The sequence below is a fragment of the Staphylococcus equorum genome (assembly GCF_029531845.1).
GTDB lineage: Bacteria > Bacillota > Bacilli > Staphylococcales > Staphylococcaceae > Staphylococcus > Staphylococcus equorum_C.
Genome location: NZ_JAMBPV010000005.1, coordinates 181,727 through 199,382, shown reverse-complemented (window position 1 = coordinate 199,382; position 17,656 = coordinate 181,727). Strand labels below are relative to the sequence as shown.

The following is a 17,656-nucleotide window of genomic DNA, read 5'->3' as shown; positions in this document are numbered from 1 at the left end:
ACATCTGCAGAATCTTGATCACTTACATCAGAAGAAGTGTTATCTTCTTTATTTTGTTCAGAAGCTTGAGTATCTTCATCATCTTGAACGTCTATATCAGAAGCGTGATTTTCAGATTGTTGAGCCTCTTCAGAATCTTGTCTGCTTACGTCAGAAGAAGCGTCATCTTCTTTATCTTGTTCCGGAGATTGATTAGTTTCATCATCTTGAACGTCTTTATCAGAAGCGTCATCTTCAGGTTGTTGTTCGCTTACGTCAGAAACATCTTCTCTAGGTTGTTGAGTCTCTGCAGAATTTTGAGCGTCAGCAACTGGCGTAGTTGTATCGTCAGTTGAATTTGTTTTAGAATTTTGTCTGTTTAAGTCAGAAGAAGCGTTGTTTTCATTATCTTTATCAGAAGCTTGAGTGTCTTCATTATTTTGAACGTCTTCACTAGAAGCATCTTCTTCAGGTTGTTGCTCGCTTAAGTCAGAAGAAGTATTGTCTTGAGCTGTATTTTGTTCAGTAGATTGCGTGTTTTTAGTGTCCTGACTGTTATCAACTGGTGTAGCTGTATCGTCAGTTGGATTTTCATCATTATTTTGAACGCCTTGATTAGTAGAATCTTTTTCAGATTGTTGAATAGCGTCATTATTTTGCTCTTTTACGTCAGAAGAAGTGTTGTTTTGAGCTGAATCTTGTTCAACACTTTGAGCATCTTCTGGATTTTGAGTATTTTCAGTTACTCCGTTAGCTTTTGTTTGAGAATTCGTTTGTTCTTCTTGATTTGGAGTTTGTTGGTTGTATGTATCTTGACTTGGTGTTTGTTCAGAGTTCAACTCATCTAATTCTGCGTCGTAAGTGTTAACTTCGTTTGCTAAGGTCTGTTGAACTTGTGTAGGGTCTTGGTATGATTGTGTACCTGAAATATTAGCAGTAGGTTTACTAACTTCAGATTTGATTTGTTCACTTTGTTTAAGTGTATTCTTATCATCTAACACATTCTCGTTTGTAGAGTGATTTTGTGCGTCATCTGCAGCTTGTGCTTGATGAGATGTTAAAGCTGTACCTGCTAACGTTAGTGCTACCATCGACGGTACTTTATAAGTAAACTTTTTCTTAGTCATTAAACTGCCCCTTTAACTATATATTTAACATTTATTATAATACGACTTTTGGAGGAGTGGTTTAAATTTTACTGTTTTGTAATATAAAATTAATCTGATTAAGTTTTGGGGAAGCTATAACATCTGATTTAAAGCGTTATAAAGCTTAATTTAAAAAATATTGAAATATTACACGTAGAAAAATATTACAAATAATAGTTGCAATATAAATGTAAAAACATATTAAATTGGGTTAAATTGATTTTTCCATAGCAATATGATTAATATTTTCTTCAATAAAAATTTCTCCAAAAGGTTTATATCCTAAAGATTCATAAAAAGCTTGAGCGTGGCATTGTGCATTTAGTATTAATGAATGATGACCTTGATTTTTAGCGATTTCTTCTAAAAATTGCATGAGTAATTTGCCATTTCCAGATTTTCTATGAGACACAATAACTGCAACTCTTTCTATTTTAACGCCATTGTCATAAGGACGAAATCTGCCAGTGGCGAAGGGGATGTTGTTTTTATCATATCCAATGATATGCGTAGCAATAGCTTCGTATTGATCTATTTCATTTTCAAGTGGCACACCTTGCTCTAGAACAAAAACTTGTTCTCGAACACTGTATGCATCTTCCATCATGGAAGGCGTTGTAACGATTTTAAACATAATTATTCCTCATTTCCTTTTTGATAAAAAAACGCCCTATCAAAGTTTAATGTGATAGGGCGTTGGTTTAATTATTATTGTGCTTCTTTTCTAATTATCGCAGTATATTGCCAAAAAATTCGCATTTGTGCAATATTCCAATTATTCATGCCCATTGTGAAACCAGATGGCCTGAATAAATTAACATCTGTAACCTCTAATGCAGCGGCAATAAGATATTGGATAGGGACGCTAATTTCTTTCATTGTTTCTGTAATTCCATTTTGATTATAAACCCAAGAAAACGGTAATTCTGATTCAAAAACATCAACTTTTTCGAATATTTCTGGAAGTCCAACAATATAACATGCACCATCGACGATAGGATTATTTTCACTATCTTTATAGTATATGCGTAAAGCTTCATAGTTTTCACGGTGTTCATGATTGACATAGAAAAATTCATTTCTAAAAAGCGCCATATCTTTGCTGTGTATCATTTGTTGTTCTAAAACATTAAACATTCCGTTTACATGAGCAAGTTTTTCGTATGTTTTGCGTGACATATAGTGAGCTCCTCTCCACAGTTAATATTGATTAGTTGGTACTTCTTGAGAATTTTGTTGCTGATTCGGATCTACTTGTTGCTGGTTAGGGTCAGCTTGTTGCTGATTCGGATTGTTTTGTTGTTGGTTAGGGTCAGCTTGTTGTTGATTTGGATCTACTTGCTGTTGATTTGGATCAATCTGTTGCTGATTGTTATTCTGTTGCTGTGAATTATCATTGTTTTCAGTGCCATTTAATTCAGATGAATTGTCTTCATCCTCATCATTGGAACTATCATTTTGATTTTTTCTAAGTAGGCTGCTGTCTAACTCTGTTTGTGGTACGAGTGTACCATAAAAATCAGTGACACGTTGATTTAAGAAATTACTTGTATCTTCAATTTTAGGTAAATTTAAGTCATCTCGTAATAAATTTGAAGTGTCTTGAATACTTTTAATATCTGGATTGTAATAATAAATTCCATTTAAGTAATCATCGTCACCTTTAAGTTGTTTACTTTTGATTTCAACATCATCTTTTAAATAAGATGTTGCAAGTGCCTTTACCTCGTCATAGCTTAAATTATGTTTTGAATTATTACCAACTATTTCAATAACATCATCTAATTTACTAAAGGACCCAGCATTTTGCGCCTTAGCAAAGAGTTTTTTAATTAACTCCATTTGTCTTTGGCCACGTTTTAAATCAGAATCTTGATGTCGTGTTCTAGCCACTGCTAATGCTTCGTCGCCATTTAGTTTTTGAAGTCCTTTTTCAACTTTTATTTTGCCAGTGTCATCTGTATTTGGTTCACTGATGTCATATGGTACATCATATTCAATGCCCCCAAGTTCATCAACAGCATCTACAAATGCGTCCATATTAATACGTACGTAATAATCAACCGGTACGTTTAAAGTAGCTTCCACAGAATCCATTGAAGCTGTAGGTCCACCATAAGCATGTGCATGAGTGATTTTATCGTAATAACCTACTTTTGGAATATAGCTGATTGTATCACGTGGAATGCTTAGCATTCTTATTTGCTCTTTATCGGAATTGAATGTTGAAAGAATCATAGCATCGGTTCTTGATTGTTCAGTACTTTGCCCATTTTTTTCTCGTCCACTATTTCCATCAATACCTAAAAATAAGATAGAAATAGGGTCTTTAGAAGGATCGACTTTAGATTCACGAATGTTTGATTTCCTCGTGGAATCACCATCGTTAAAAGAATTCTCAAAAGCACCTTGAGATGATTTGAGCAGAATGATAGCAAATATAACCGGAACAACTACAAGAACTAAAGATAGAAATATTAAAAAATATTTTAAAAATTTATTCATGTTTGAAGCTCCCCATGTATATGATTTTGTACATGTTACTATATTTTCGTTAAATGTTATAGTTCTTTTAACTATATTAAATATTTGTAAAGAAGAAAATGTACTATAACTTATAATTTTATTACTATAGCTAGTAAATATCAACTATGAATGTGTTATTTTCAAGTTTAAAGTAAAATTAAATTAGGGTATTTGTAGTATTAGTCTTCTATATTAAAGTTTATCAATAGAAACTAACAAAAATGTTATTTGCTTATAAATGATTTATAGCGATACATAAGCTATAATATATAATAGAAATATCAACTTGTGAACAATAACTGTGTTGCAAGGAAATGACAAAATAATTATAAATATAAGAAAAAAGAGCTTTGCTACGTTATAATTTAAGAACAATGATTTCTATAAAATATTTTAAAAATTAATAATTGAAATGGATATATCTTTACCAAAAGATATGAGGAGGACATGTGAATATGAAGCAAGAATGGTTAGATAAAATAGATGAGAGTTTAGTGAAAGGTTTTTATGAGATACAAACAGAAACAGATAAAGAAGAAGGTTTCAAAGGAAGTTTAGCTTTTGGAACTGCAGGTATCCGAAGTACTTTTGGTTTAGGCCCTGGAAGATTAAATGCATTTACGGTTCGCAAAGTAGCTTTAGGCTTAGCTCAATATTTAATTAATAAAATTGATTACCCAACTGTAGTAATACACTTTGATACGAGGTTTTTATCTAAAGCATTTTCACAAGAAATGGCTAGTGTACTAGCTAATAATAATGTTACACCTATTTTATCAGAAGATTATAAATCTACTCCAGAGTTATCATTCGCTGTTAGACATTTGAATGCGGATGCAGGTGTAATGATAACAGCTAGTCATAATCCTAAAAATTATAATGGTATAAAAATTTACGATGAAAAAGGTGGTCAATTACTACCTGATGAATCCGAACAACTTAGCAACTATATTAATACGATAGAATCTCCATTATTAATTGAAAAGGGCAATTTTGAAGTATTAAAAGAAAAAGACAAAATTAAGTATATTACTAGTGAAGTAACTGAAAATTATAAAAGTGAAGTTAAAGATTTAGTAGGTTCAATTGATGAAAAAGATGCAAAAGTGGTATTAACGAGTTTACATGGTACAAGTTTACCGTTGATATCAAATATATTAACAGAATTGGATTACCAAAATTTTGTAATAGAAGAAGAGCAATCTACACCTGACGGCAATTTTCCAACTGTAGAAATTGCTAACCCTGAAGATGAAACTGCTTTTAATTATGGCTTAGCACTTGCAGAAAAAACAGATGCACAACTTGTCATAGCTACAGATCCTGATGCAGATAGATTTGGTTTTATTGAACGTTATGGCAAAAATGATTATAGATATTTTAATGGTAATGAAATTGGATTATTGTTTATGAAATTAAGATTTCAAGACTTAGTTGAAGCAGGCACACCGCTTTATATTATTAAATCTATCGTGACAAGTGAATTAGCAGAAAGATTAGCATTAGCGTTAAATGTACAAGTTAATAATGTGCTAACTGGATTTAAATATATATCTGATTTAATTGAGCAAAAAAGTGGAGACAATGATACGCAATTATTACTCGCATTTGAGGAAAGCCACGGCTATTTAGCGAAATCAATTTCTAGAGATAAAGATGCAATTCAAATGGTACCTTTATTAGTTAAATATAAGAATCTATTATCTAAAAATGGTTTGACGTTTAAAGACACTATGGAAGATATTTATCAAAATATTGGCGCATTTAAAGATAGAACACTCGCACCGTCATTCGAAGGGGCAGAGGGTGTGGAAAAGATTGCGAATATAATGAGTCAATTTAGAGATAAAGATATATTCTCTATTTGTGGTATGGATGTAAAACAAATAGAAGATTATCATACTGGTGAAATTAGAAATGTCATAGAAGGTACAACAGATGCACTAACATTACCAAAAACGAATCTAATTAGATTCGTTTTTGATGATGGATTTATCGCTCTTAGACCATCTGGAACAGAGCCGAAAATAAAACTCTATTTCTCTCTGAATGTAGAAGATATAGATGCAATTACAGATCAATTTGAAAAAAACTATATTCAAAATTTAGATTAATTTATGTAGAGGCAACAAGATGACAGCAAAAAAACTAAAACAATTTATGATTTTTTTAATCTTTATTTTAACTATAATCACTTTTACAATTGTATACAGATATTATCATGATAATAAACAAGATATGAAATACCAAAGTACCCATACGAATAATTTGAAAACAGTAATGGATAAAACCAACCCACAAATTAACGCGATTAATCAATATTTAGAGAAAATTAATTTTAATGGGACTGCAGCTGTTTTTGAACGTGGTCAACTTAAATTGAATAAAGGCTATGGCGTTAAAAATTTTGAAACAGATGAAAAGAATAGGGCAGACACATTATATTTAATTGGATCATCTCAAAAATTCACTACAGGATTAATGCTTAAACAATTAGAAAATGAACAAAAAATAAATATGAATGACGTAGTTACTAAATATTTACCATGGTTCAAAACGTCAAAACCTATTACATTAAATCAACTTATGCTTCATCAAAGTGGTTTATATAAATATAAAGCTTCAACCTCTTATGAAAATTTAGATAGCGCAGTACAATCAATCCAACGTAAAGGTATTGAGGTTAAATTTTATAATGAAAATAGATATAATGATGCTAATTATTTAGTTTTATCTCGTGTGATAGAAGAAGTAACTGGTAAATCTTTTTCAAAGAATTTTGAAAAAAGATTAGCAAAACCATACCGATTGGAGCATACAGCATTCTTTAATGATGAAACTTTCAAAAAGGATATGGCTGAAGGATATAAAAAAGATGAAAATACAGGGGAACCAGTGAAGCAGAAGCCTAATGTTTTAAATCAATATTATGGCGCTGGCAATTTATATATGACGCCTCATGATATGGGGAAATTGATATTAAGTATACAAAACAATGAACTGTTCATAGATAATATAACAACTCCTTTATTACATGAAAGTTTAACGCCACGTTATCCAATAGCGTATCGTTATGGTTTTTATTCACTTCCCAATAAAAATAGGGTTAATGGTGGTTTTTTTGGACAAGTATTTACAGCATACTTTAATGACGATTATATTGTAGTGCTGGGGACAAATTATGAAAATAATGATGTGAATAATGAGAAAAAGATAAAACATATTTTTAATAAATTACTAAAACAGGACAAGCCTTATAATAAAGTAGGGCAACGATATTAATGATTTGATTACTGTAGTAACTTAAAATTATGAAATTAAAAACACTCCTAACTGCCAAGTATAAAGGTATAACCTCTAACTTGATGACAGTATTAGGAGTGTTTTTTCATAGTTATGAGTAATAGTCATAATAGGGTACAAATCAACTTATTTACAGTATTTTAGTGCATCGACGAACATGTGCTCAAATGTATCTGGATGAACAGACATGACCACCGAACAATTAGGGAAACGAGATTTGAAATCAGTTACTGTGGCACCTTTTGTAAACGTGCCATTCGTTTCTATTTGCACATCGGCTTCCAGTACATTGAATTTTTCAGGATGAAGCATATAAAGCACAGTATATGCATCGTATACATTAATACCTTTTTCAAAATCATCCCCTTTGTAATGCTTGAAGATTTGATGCAACATATCACCAGTTTTATTCAGCGTTTGTAATTTATTTACAAATGTATGGCTTAATGTTGAACTTCTTGCTACATCAAGTCCTACCATGGTTAAAGGCAAACCAGAATTAAAAACGATTTGTGCAGCTTCAGGGTCACAATAAATATTGAATTCCGCTAAAGGTGTGACATTACCACGACCTGTGCTTCCTCCCATTAAAACAATTTCTTTAATATAATCTTTTACTTCTGGATAAGTAGAAAGTAATAATGCAATATTTGTTAGTGGACCTATAGGTATAAGTGTTATAGGAACCTCACTACTTAGTAAAGCTTTTCGCATAGCTTCTATAGCATGTGTTGAAGCTAAATCTTTTTCATTTGCTTCAGGAAATGGATAACCATCCATACCGGACTCGCCATGAACTTTGCTTGCATCGACAATCTCTGAAACTAATGGTTGAGATGAACCTCTATGAACGGGTACGTCACTTGCAAAAAACTGCTTGAGTTTCAATGTATTTGCTGTTGTTTTTTCAATGCCAACATTACCATTAATTGTAGTAATCATTCTTAGGTCAAAGTTGGGGTGATTCAGCGCAATGCTTATAGCAGCTGCATCATCAATACCAGGATCGGTATCTATAATAATTGGTTGTTTCATAATCGTAAAGTCCTCCTTAGTCATTTTGTTATCGTATAGATTCATTTTACAATGTTTTCTTTTAAAAGTGTTGTACATAAAATCAAAGTGTAGATAAATTGGGCTTGAAAATAGGGGAGAACAATAAAATTAACTTGGAGTTAACTTCTATAACTTAATTAATAATAAAAAAAGACTTCTCTAAAAGAGAAGTCTTTTTCTTGGATTATAAGTGAGCTGAGTGTCCACCTTGCATTACCCAATAAGTACCAATAACAGTAATTAAAGTAATGATAATCGCAAATACAACTTTAAATGCTTGTAAGTTTCCGTCTTTACCTTCAGTTAAGTGCATGAACATTAATAATTGAACTGCAGCCTGTATAAAAGCAAAACCAAAAATGATGGTCATCTTAACGTTAAGTTCCATAGATGTGTATAAGGTTACAAACACTGCTAATATTGTCAGAACGATTGAGGCAATAAAACCTACTGTGTGTTTTACTATTGTATTCATCCGCTAAACACCATCCCTATCATATATACGGCAGTGAAGATGAAGATCCATACAACATCTAAAAAGTGCCAATATAAACTTACTATAAATAATTTAGGAGCATTGTCTTTATTTAATCCTCGCATAGCTACTTGAATTAATAAACAGATAATCCAGACGATACCTAACGATACGTGGGCACCATGTGTTCCTAATAGTATAAAGAAACTAGACCAATAAGAACCAATAGAAAGATTAACACCCTCATGTACATAGTGTGTGAATTCATAGATTTCAAAGCCCACGAATACGATACCTAATAATACAGTGATAATCATCCAAATCATCATTAATTTTTCTTTTTCTTTTCTCATGTAGTAAATTGCAATACCACATGTATAAGAACTAATTAATAAAGCAAATGTCATTATCAAAATGAGCGGTAATTCAAATAACTCGGTAGTCATTTTACCAGCATAATCGCCACCATGTTGCAGTGTTATCAACGCTGCAAATAACGTACCGAATAATGAGAATTCAGCTGTAAGGAAAATCCAAAAGCCAAGCTTATTTAATTCACCTTCATGCGAACGTTGATCAATTGTGTTTGCATCATGACTCATGACTTACAGCCTCCCTTTCTTTTATTCGTGCTTCACGTAAACGTTTTTCAGTTTCAGTTACTTCAGAAACTGGAATATGATAACCGTGATCTACTTGGAAACTACGATAAATCATAGTACCAAAGATACCAATTAAGCAAAGAATAGCCGGTAGCATTGTTTCAAATACTAGGAAGAAACCACCAATAGTGAAGAATATTCCCATGAATACACCGACTGGCGTATTATTCGGCATGTGGATATCTTTGTAATTATGGTTATCTAAATAATGACGACCATGTTCTTTCATATCAACAAATGTATCATAGTCGTTCCAATCTGGTGTAATAGCAAAGTTGTATTTAGGTGGCATTGCTGCTGCAGTTGACCACTCTAATGTACGACCTAAGCCATCCCAATTATCACCAGTTGCTTCACGTGGTGCTTTGAAGAAGCTGTAAACAATACTTGCTACTAAGAACATAAAGCCTAATGCCATTAATAGGGCACCGAAAGTTGAGATTACGTTTAGTAACCACCAACCATCTTCTGGCATGTAAGTGTATAAACGACGTGGCATACCATCAAGACCTAGGATGAATTGAGGTATGAAACAAATGTTGAAGCCAATCACAAAGAACCAGAAACACCATTTATTTAATTTCTCGTTTAACTTAAATCCAGTCATCTTAGGCCACCAGAATATTAAAGCACCTAGACAAGCAAATACAACACCCGCTACTAATGTGTAGTGGAAATGCGCTACTAAGAAGTACGTATTGTGGTATTGGTAATCTGCTGCTGCCATAGAAAGCATAATACCAGTTACCCCACCTATTAAGAAGTTAGGTATGAATCCTAATGCAAATAGCATTGGTGATTCAAAGGTAATGCGACCTTGGTAAAGCGTAAACAACCAGTTAAATATTTTAACACCGGTTGGGATACCAATAAGCATTGTTGAAATCGAGAAGAATGAGTTAATTAATGCACCATTACCCATTGTGAAGAAATGGTGAACCCAAACTAAGAAACTTAAGAATGCGATACCTGCAGTCGCCCAAACCATACTTTGGTGACCAAATAGGCGTTTACGCGCAAACGTTGGAATGATTTCAGAGTATATACCAAATGCCGGAAGGATAACGATGTATACTTCGGGGTGCCCCCATACCCAGAAGAAGTTAGCCCAAAGCATTGGCATACCACCATTAGCAACTGTAAAGAATGCTGTTCCAAATATATTATCAGTTGTAAATAGTGCTAATGCCACTGTTAGTACTGGGAAAGCCAAGATAACGATTAAAGCTGTAATGAAAGTAGTAACCGTAAACATTGGCATTTCCATGAATTTCATTGTAGGTGTTTTCATTCTAAGTATGGTTACGAAGAAGTTAATACCTGTCATCAGTGTACCGATACCAGAAATCTGTATTGCAATTAAGTAATAATTGACACCTGGCCCGGGACTGAATTCGCCTGCCAGTGGTGCATAGTTAGTCCAACCAGCTGCAGGAGAGCCTCCGACTATAAATGACAAGTTGAATAAAATCATACCTGAGAAGAATAACCAGAAACTTACGCTATTTAATACAGGGAATGCAACGTCTCGAGCACCAATTTGTAAAGGTACAATAACGTTCCATAAACCAAATATGAAAGGCATTGCCATAAAGATAATCATGATAACACCGTGTGTACTAAAAACTTCGTTATAGTGATTTGAGTCCAAGAACGTATTGTTAGGAATCGCTAATTGTGTACGCATCATTAATGCGTCAATACCACCACGAACGAACATTAATACAGCACAGATTAAATACATTGCCCCGATTTTCTTATGGTCGACAGATGTGAACCATTCTCTGTATAAATATTTCCATAATTTAAAGTAAGTAATTACTGCGATTAGTCCAATGATTCCAAATGGGGCACCGATTTGTGCCATTGTAATCATCCAGGTACCTTCAACGAGTAATTGATCCCATGGAAAATTCATTAATGTCCACCTCCAGATTCATGCTCTTTTTTCTCTATTTCAGATGCTTTTTCGTCTTTTGCACCTTTAGAGATTTTGTCCATTTCCTCGACGTTATGTGTTTCCTCGTCTTTGAATTCACTATCGTATGGCTCGTTGTTGCCAAGAATCATGGCTTTCATACCATGTCTCTCATAGTTCGCATTTGTGATTTGCGGTTTACGTGCAGGTTGATCTGGTTCATCTAACACATCTTCAGTTAATTCTTCTTCAGTGTTAAAGTTCGGATCTTTTTGTACGTAATTGTAGCGATCATAAGCGTGGAAAATATACTCAGGATCTGCTGCAGGATCAACAAATGCTAAATGGGTACCGCTGAAAGTTAATTCTTCATTTTCAGTAGTTGGTAAAAGCTGCTTATCAAATGTATCTTGATCTAATTCTTTTTTACTTTGAGCATCTTTGACCCAATCTTTAAATTCACTTTGACTTACTGAGTTAACATCGAAAGTTTGACGAGAAAAACCTTCACCGTTGAAGTTTGAGTTACGTCCACGGAACGTACCTTCTTCACTAGATGTTAATGTCCAGTCCATCGTCATACCTGTCATCGCGTATTTCTGACCACCAAGTTGTGGTATCCAGAAACTTGTCATCGAATCCATTGATTGGAGTTTGAAAACAACAGGACGATCTTTCGGTATTGTTAAGTGATTAACAGTTTCAATTTTTTCTTCAGGATAACTAAAGAACCACTTGAAACCAGCACTTGTAGCATAAACTACAATAGGATCATCCTCTTTGTCTGGTGTTTCCTCATACATGTAAAGTGATTTAACCGTTGGAATAGCTATAGCAATTACAATGATTATTGGAATAATGAACCAGATCGATTCAAGTAAAAAACTATGATGCATCTTTCCTGTTTCCTCTGTCTTGCCCATTCTATATTTATATAGAAAGACTGTGAACAAGAGAATTACAGCGACAACTATAGCAAGCATGAAGATGATTGAATAGATAATCAAGAACTTCGTATCACTTGCCATTGGCCCTTTTGGGTTTAAAACTTCTACATTCTCACAACCACTAAGTAAAATTAGCGAGCCAAAGAGTAGAAGCAAAGACTTAAATTTTGACACTTTTTTGACCTCCTAATACTACAATTGTAGGGCTTAACATCAATTTTAAGATATTACGCAATTATTACAAGTGTTTGTGCGAAAAAAATTATTGTAAAATTAAAAGAAACCCAACAGAACCAATGTCTGGCGGGCTTTTAAAGATTTGTTAAAATTATGTGTACATTTTGTGAAAAGTGTCATAATTAAGTCGAAAGAGTAATTTTGTCTTAAAAAATATGATAATCGTTATCAGTTAGGGTTTCTTGAGACTATGTATGGAATCTATGTGTTACTTAACTTCAACATAACGTATAGACTTTTTTATAGCGCCATTCGAATCTTCAACTTTATATTCAACTTTGTATTTTCCAGTTTTATTTGTATTTATATCTCCATCAACGGTAATTTTATCAGTTAAATCGCCATCTTCTTTATCAAAGGCACTTACACCATTAAGTAAATTATAATCGTCACCTTTTTCGATGATTGTATCTTTAGTACCTTTTAGTTCTGGTATTGAATTATCAGTAGCTTCTGCACTTAAGTTAGGTGACACAAGTGTGGCAGATACGCCTAATGCTGATAATGACTGTATTAGTTTGTTCATAACGTTAACCTCCGTATGACCGTCATTTATTTTATTCAACTATACTATACTTTAAATGAGTTTAGAATACATCGTACTATAGTCTTAATATAACGTATGACTTTGAATCTAACAGTAATTTTCAGTAAAAATTTAGTAAATTGAACGTTCTGTGAACTTTGACATAATAAACTTCAAAATAATATTGAGTTTTAATAAACTTAAATTGTAATAAAAATTTAAGTCGAAAGTGGTGTGGGAGCATGTTAACTGAAAATGAAAAGCTATCATTAAAAAAACAGTACCAGTACTCCAAGAAAGAGGAATAGAGATAACTTCATATTTCTATAATAGAATGTTTAAGCAACATCCAGAACTGAGAAATATGTTTAATCAAACGAATCAGAAAAAAGGATTCCAATCAACTGCATTAGCACAAAGTGTTTTAGCTTCAGTAATGAATATTGATGATTTGACACGTATTATGCCGGTAGTTATGGAAATTGCCTATAAGCATTGTGCATTGCAAGTCCCAGAAGCAGGCTATGATATAGTAGGTGAAAATTTATTAGCCGCAATACAAAGTGTATTAGATTTAGAAAAAGACGATCCGATATTGGAATCATGGGAGAAAGCTTATGCGGAAATTGCTGCTGTATTTATTGATATTGAAAAGGAAATATACGCTAAAATGGCATGGGATGGGTTTAAAGAATTTGAAATTAGTAATATTGAAACCATTGCCCCAGATATCAAAGCATTTACGATAAAATCAGCAACGCAGGATCTCAGTCAATTTTTACCGGGGCAATATATTACTGTAGATGTAGAAAGTGAAAAATTGGAATATCATGCTAAAAGACACTATTCAATAGTAGAAGGTGATATTGAATCACTTACTTTTGCTGTCAAGAGAGATGTTGGTAGGGAGTATGTAGGTGAAGTTTCTACAATATTACATGACGAGCTTAAAGTAGGTGACTTTATTCATTTATCTGCACCAGTAGGCGACTTTATTCTTGATAATATGTCTGCACCACAATTATTTATAGGTTCTGGCATTGGAGTTACGCCACTCATACCAATGTTTAATGAAGCATCACAATTACAAACGAAAGTACAATTTATACAAAATATAAGTGATGTTCATGATATACCATATAATAGTAAGTTAGAAAACATAGCAACAGCAAAAGAGAACGTTGAATATATTATTCATAACAAAACCACACAAGGTTACATGACAAAATCTTACTTGGAACAATTTATTTCAGGAGATACAGAAATTTACGTATGTGGGGGGAGTTCTTTCTTAAAATCTATAATCACGGCATTAAAAGAGTTAGGCGTCGATGAATCGAAAATACATTTTGAATCATTTATACCTAAACTTAGTGTTAGTGTGTAATTAATATTAAGATAAAACAATTGAATATTGTATAAAAAGAGAGGTTAGAATTCACTTTGTGACATCTAACCTCTCTTTATTCATTTATTAATAGTAACAATACGAATATATTATTCGCGATTGATTATTCAATGCCTCTACGCATTTTTTCCGCCATAAGCGTATTATTTAAAACCATAGTAATCGTCATTGGGCCAACGCCACCAGGTACTGGAGTAATTGCGCCAGCAACTTCTTTTACTTCATCGTATGCAATATCACCTTTTAATTTACCGTTTTCGTCTGGCGTGTTACCAACATCAATCACAACTGCGCCTTCTTTGACATCTTCTTTTGTAACTAACCCCGGACGACCGACAGCACTAACGATGACATCAGCATTTTTTAAATAGCTGTGCATATCCTTCGTTCTTGAATGAAGAATCGTAACAGATGCATTTTTTTGTAATAATAATTTAGATACTGGTTGTCCTACGATATGACTACGTCCGATAACAACTGCATCTTTACCTTCTAAATCAATATCTGCATGATTCAATAATTCCATAATACCTAACGGTGTACATGGAACGAAAGTTTGTTGATCAATATAAAGTTTACCGATATTTTCAGGGTGGAAACCATCCACATCTTTTGCTGGATCTATAGATTCTATAACCTTTTGTTCACTAACTTGTTTTGGTAAAGGTACTTGTACTAATATACCGCTCACAGTATCATCTTCATTTAAACGTTTAAGTTCTTTTAGAACTTCTTCTTCGGATGTTGATTCGTCTAAATGTACGATTTCAGAAATCATACCAATTTTTTCTGCTGCTTTCTTTTTAGAATTTACATAACTTTGACTTGCACCATCATTACCTACAAGTATTACAGATAATTTAGGTGTGTAACCCTTAGATTGCAATGCATCAACTTGATCTTTAAGACCTTGTCTGTAATCTTTTGCAATTTGTTTTCCGTCTAAAATTTTAGCGACCATGAAAAAATCCTCCTCCAATGTATGTACTATACTTAACTTTAACATAAAAAACTTGATGAATATCAACCAAAAGACGTAGATTACATCATTTTTTTGATTTAAAGTTCGATTTTTGATTGAAAAAGCATCGTTTAGTTGTTATGCTATATCTGTAATATACATCTAATAGTAGTAACATTTCAAATTTCTGAAAGGGTGTTCATTGTGAAAGTGGTAGTTATAATGGGGAGTTCTTCTGATTGGGAGACAATGAAAGAAAGTTGTCTTATGTTAGATCAATTAGAAATTCCTTACGATAAAAAAGTAGTTTCAGCGCATCGTACGCCACAATTAATGTTTGAATTTTCTAAAGAAGCAAGAGAAAAAGGATACGACGTCATTATTGCTGGAGCAGGTGGTGCAGCGCATTTACCAGGCATGGTAGCATCAATGACCACATTACCTGTGATTGGGGTACCAATCGAGTCAAAAAGTTTAAAAGGATTAGATTCGCTATTATCCATCGTTCAAATGCCGGGAGGTATACCAGTAGCAACAACTGCGATAGGCAAAGCTGGTGCAAAAAATGCAGGTGTGTTAGCGGCTAGGATTTTAAGCATTGGCAATAAAAAAGTCCAAGAGAATTTGGAAAATTTCGAAAAATCATTAGTTGAGAAAGTGAGTGATATGCAACATGAACTTCAGTAAATTAAAATTCGGAGCCACTATTGGCATTATTGGCGGAGGGCAGTTAGGTAAAATGATGGCACAATCTGCACAAAAAATGGGATTTAAAGTCATCGTACTCGATCCTGATCAAGAATGCCCTTGTCAACATGTTGCACATGAATTTATTAATGCCGCTTACGATAATCAAGAGGCTTTAAATCAACTTGGTGAATTATCGGACGTCATTACTTACGAATTTGAAAACATCTCAGCTAGTCAATTACAAACACTAGTCTCAAAATACAATATCCCTCAAGGTTATCAGGCAATTCAGTTGCTACAAGACCGATTGACTGAAAAACAAACATTGCAAGCAGCACAAACTCAAATTGCTCCATTCGTTCAATTATCTGGACCAAGTGATTTGAACCAAGCAATTGAAACGATTGGTTATCCATTTATCGTAAAAACACGTTTCGGTGGTTATGATGGCAAAGGTCAAGTTTTGGTTAAAGACGTAACTTATATAGATGAAGCAAAGTCACTTGTAGCTGAACAAGAATGTGTAGCTGAACAATTTCTAGACTTGCAAAAAGAAGTCTCACTTACAGTGACGATTGGCAATGATAACCAAATCACGTACTTTCCACTCCAAGAAAATGAGCATCAAAATCAAATACTATTTAAAACAATTGTACCAGCCCGTACAAATATAGAAAAAGAACATGAAGCACAAAATGAAGTTAAAAAAATAATTGATCATATCCATTTTATAGGCACATTTACAGTTGAATTCTTTATCGATGCACACAATCATTTATATGTGAATGAAATTGCACCGAGACCACATAATTCGGGACACTATTCTATAGAAGCGTGTGATTACTCGCAATTTGACACACATATATTAGCAATTACAGGACAAAAATTACCACAATCTATTGAATTACTTAAACCTGCAGTAATGATGAATTTATTAGGTAGAGATTTAGACCTTTTAGAAGATCAATTTGCTGAACATCCTGAGTGGCATGTGCATATATACGGTAAAAACACACGTAAAGCAGATAGAAAAATGGGTCATTTAACTGTTTTAACTGATGACGTGACTCGTTCTGAAGAAACATTGTTAATCACATTTGAAGGGAGATACAACTAATGTCTTTGTTATATGAAGGGAAAGCGAAAAGAATTTTCTCAACTGGAGAACCCGAAATACTACGCGTTGAATATAAAGATGAAGTGACAGCAGGAAATGGGGCGAAAAAAGATTTTATAGAAGGTAAAGGACGATTAAACAATCAAATTACTTCTAGAATTTTTAATTTTATAAAAGCTCAAGGCGTGAATAGTCACTTTATTGAACAAACTTCTGAAACTGATCAACTTGTGAAATCGGTAGATATTATTCCTTTGGAAGTAGTAGTAAGAAATATTGCAGCTGGTTCTATAACAAAGAGATTAGGTTTTGAAAAAGGCCATGACTTTGATGCTCCACTCGTAGAATTTTTCTACAAAAATGATGATTTAAATGATCCATTGATTACAGAAGATCATATTAAGTTATTACACATAGCAACAGATGATGAAATTGCTGTTTTAAAAGAAGCGGCTAAAGAGATAAACGCGATACTCGTTCAATTAATGGATAAAATGGATTTAAGATTAGTAGACTTTAAAATTGAATTTGGACGTACGACAAATGGTCAAATTATATTAGCTGATGAAATTTCACCAGACACTTGTCGCATATGGGATAAACATAGCGATACAAATTTTGATAAAGATGTATATCGTGAAGACACGGGATCAATTATTGAAACATATCAAACTTTTTTAAATAAATTGGAGGCACTATAAAA

At 33.2% G+C, this 17,656-nt stretch carries 15 protein-coding genes and 2 pseudogenes; 6 read left to right on the top strand and 11 right to left on the bottom strand.

The annotated features are described in order from the left end of the window. The 4 genes and pseudogenes from M4L39_RS08650 to M4L39_RS08635 form a co-directional block, all read right to left on the bottom strand. Positions 1-1,106 (bottom strand): annotated as a pseudogene (locus M4L39_RS08650) (GW dipeptide domain-containing protein); the annotation flags it as partial. A gap of 232 nt (positions 1,107-1,338) precedes the next feature. Beyond that, entirely contained in the window at positions 1,339-1,761 is a 423-nt protein-coding gene (locus M4L39_RS08645; protein WP_277581642.1) for a GNAT family N-acetyltransferase, read from the bottom strand. Positions 1,762-1,835: 74 nt separating this feature from the next. Beyond that, positions 1,836-2,306, bottom strand: a complete 471-nt coding sequence (locus M4L39_RS08640; RefSeq protein ID WP_277581641.1) for a DUF2538 family protein — start codon at positions 2,304-2,306, stop codon at positions 1,836-1,838. Positions 2,307-2,327: 21 nt separating this feature from the next. Then, positions 2,328-3,632, bottom strand: a complete 1,305-nt coding sequence (locus M4L39_RS08635) for an LCP family protein (RefSeq protein ID WP_277581640.1) — start codon at positions 3,630-3,632, stop codon at positions 2,328-2,330. A gap of 476 nt (positions 3,633-4,108) precedes the next feature. Here M4L39_RS08635 and M4L39_RS08630 point away from each other — a divergent pair, with 476 nt between their 5' ends. Then, positions 4,109-5,767, top strand: a complete 1,659-nt coding sequence (locus tag M4L39_RS08630; protein WP_277581639.1) for a phospho-sugar mutase — start codon at positions 4,109-4,111, stop codon at positions 5,765-5,767. Between the two features lie 19 nt (positions 5,768-5,786). After that, entirely contained in the window at positions 5,787-6,935 is a 1,149-nt protein-coding gene (locus M4L39_RS08625; protein ID WP_277581638.1) for a serine hydrolase domain-containing protein, read from the top strand. Between the two features lie 147 nt (positions 6,936-7,082). Here M4L39_RS08625 and rihC read toward each other — a convergent pair whose 3' ends face one another. The 6 genes from rihC to M4L39_RS08595 all read right to left on the bottom strand — a co-directional run bounded on the left by rihC (position 7,083) and on the right by M4L39_RS08595 (position 12,777). Continuing rightward, on the bottom strand, positions 7,083-7,991 hold the full coding sequence (gene rihC / locus M4L39_RS08620; protein WP_277581637.1) for a ribonucleoside hydrolase RihC: 909 nt from the start codon (positions 7,989-7,991) through the stop codon (positions 7,083-7,085). A gap of 205 nt (positions 7,992-8,196) precedes the next feature. Then, on the bottom strand, positions 8,197-8,487 hold the full coding sequence (gene qoxD, locus M4L39_RS08615) for a cytochrome aa3 quinol oxidase subunit IV (protein WP_277581636.1): 291 nt from the start codon (positions 8,485-8,487) through the stop codon (positions 8,197-8,199). Then, the gene (gene qoxC / locus M4L39_RS08610; protein WP_277581635.1) at positions 8,484-9,089 is read right to left on the bottom strand and encodes a cytochrome aa3 quinol oxidase subunit III; all 606 of its coding nucleotides are present in this window, start codon (positions 9,087-9,089) and stop codon (positions 8,484-8,486) included. Before qoxC ends, qoxD begins: the two co-directional genes overlap by 4 nt. Then, on the bottom strand, positions 9,079-11,067 hold the full coding sequence (gene qoxB, locus M4L39_RS08605) for a cytochrome aa3 quinol oxidase subunit I (protein ID WP_277581634.1): 1,989 nt from the start codon (positions 11,065-11,067) through the stop codon (positions 9,079-9,081). The genes qoxC and qoxB overlap by 11 nt, the downstream gene beginning before the upstream one ends. Further along, positions 11,067-12,188: a cytochrome aa3 quinol oxidase subunit II gene (gene qoxA / locus M4L39_RS08600; RefSeq protein WP_277581633.1), complete on the bottom strand. Its 1,122-nt coding sequence runs from the start codon at positions 12,186-12,188 to the stop codon at positions 11,067-11,069. The genes qoxB and qoxA overlap by 1 nt, the downstream gene beginning before the upstream one ends. A 271-nt stretch (positions 12,189-12,459) precedes the next feature. Beyond that, positions 12,460-12,777: a DUF5011 domain-containing protein gene (locus M4L39_RS08595; protein ID WP_277581632.1), complete on the bottom strand. Its 318-nt coding sequence runs from the start codon at positions 12,775-12,777 to the stop codon at positions 12,460-12,462. Between the two features lie 242 nt (positions 12,778-13,019). On the opposite strand from M4L39_RS08595, the pseudogene M4L39_RS08590 reads away from it, so the two are divergent. Then, a pseudogene (locus M4L39_RS08590) lies at positions 13,020-14,164 on the top strand (globin domain-containing protein). 124 nt (positions 14,165-14,288) lie between these two features. Here the strand turns inward: M4L39_RS08590 and folD are convergent. Continuing rightward, positions 14,289-15,146, bottom strand: coding sequence for a bifunctional methylenetetrahydrofolate dehydrogenase/methenyltetrahydrofolate cyclohydrolase FolD (gene folD, locus M4L39_RS08585; RefSeq protein WP_277581631.1), 858 nt, complete (start codon positions 15,144-15,146; stop codon positions 14,289-14,291). 204 nt (positions 15,147-15,350) lie between these two features. Here folD and purE point away from each other — a divergent pair, with 204 nt between their 5' ends. The 3 genes from purE to purC are packed head-to-tail and all read left to right on the top strand — an operon-like array spanning position 15,351 to position 17,654. After that, complete coding sequence (gene purE, locus M4L39_RS08580; protein WP_277581630.1) at positions 15,351-15,833, top strand: 5-(carboxyamino)imidazole ribonucleotide mutase; 483 nt, start codon at positions 15,351-15,353, stop codon at positions 15,831-15,833. Next, positions 15,820-16,953: a 5-(carboxyamino)imidazole ribonucleotide synthase gene (gene purK / locus M4L39_RS08575; RefSeq protein ID WP_277581629.1), complete on the top strand. Its 1,134-nt coding sequence runs from the start codon at positions 15,820-15,822 to the stop codon at positions 16,951-16,953. The genes purE and purK overlap by 14 nt, the downstream gene beginning before the upstream one ends. Continuing rightward, entirely contained in the window at positions 16,953-17,654 is a 702-nt protein-coding gene (purC, locus tag M4L39_RS08570) for a phosphoribosylaminoimidazolesuccinocarboxamide synthase (RefSeq protein ID WP_277581628.1), read from the top strand. The genes purK and purC overlap by 1 nt, the downstream gene beginning before the upstream one ends. Positions 17,655-17,656: the final 2 nt, after the last annotated feature.

Coding starts and splice junctions, on each gene's coding strand:
- M4L39_RS08645 (WP_277581642.1), bottom strand. CDS start 1,761: ATGTTTAAAATCGTTACAACGCCTTCCATGATGGAAGATGCATACAGT.
- M4L39_RS08640 (WP_277581641.1), bottom strand. CDS start 2,306: ATGTCACGCAAAACATACGAAAAACTTGCTCATGTAAACGGAATGTTT.
- M4L39_RS08635 (WP_277581640.1), bottom strand. CDS start 3,632: ATGAATAAATTTTTAAAATATTTTTTAATATTTCTATCTTTAGTTCTT.
- M4L39_RS08630 (WP_277581639.1), top strand. CDS start 4,109: ATGAAGCAAGAATGGTTAGATAAAATAGATGAGAGTTTAGTGAAAGGT.
- M4L39_RS08625 (WP_277581638.1), top strand. CDS start 5,787: ATGACAGCAAAAAAACTAAAACAATTTATGATTTTTTTAATCTTTATT.
- rihC (WP_277581637.1), bottom strand. CDS start 7,991: ATGAAACAACCAATTATTATAGATACCGATCCTGGTATTGATGATGCA.
- qoxD (WP_277581636.1), bottom strand. CDS start 8,487: ATGAATACAATAGTAAAACACACAGTAGGTTTTATTGCCTCAATCGTT.
- qoxC (WP_277581635.1), bottom strand. CDS start 9,089: ATGAGTCATGATGCAAACACAATTGATCAACGTTCGCATGAAGGTGAA.
- qoxB (WP_277581634.1), bottom strand. CDS start 11,067: ATGAATTTTCCATGGGATCAATTACTCGTTGAAGGTACCTGGATGATT.
- M4L39_RS08595 (WP_277581632.1), bottom strand. CDS start 12,777: ATGAACAAACTAATACAGTCATTATCAGCATTAGGCGTATCTGCCACA.
- folD (WP_277581631.1), bottom strand. CDS start 15,146: ATGGTCGCTAAAATTTTAGACGGAAAACAAATTGCAAAAGATTACAGA.
- purK (WP_277581629.1), top strand. CDS start 15,820: ATGAACTTCAGTAAATTAAAATTCGGAGCCACTATTGGCATTATTGGC.
- purC (WP_277581628.1), top strand. CDS start 16,953: ATGTCTTTGTTATATGAAGGGAAAGCGAAAAGAATTTTCTCAACTGGA.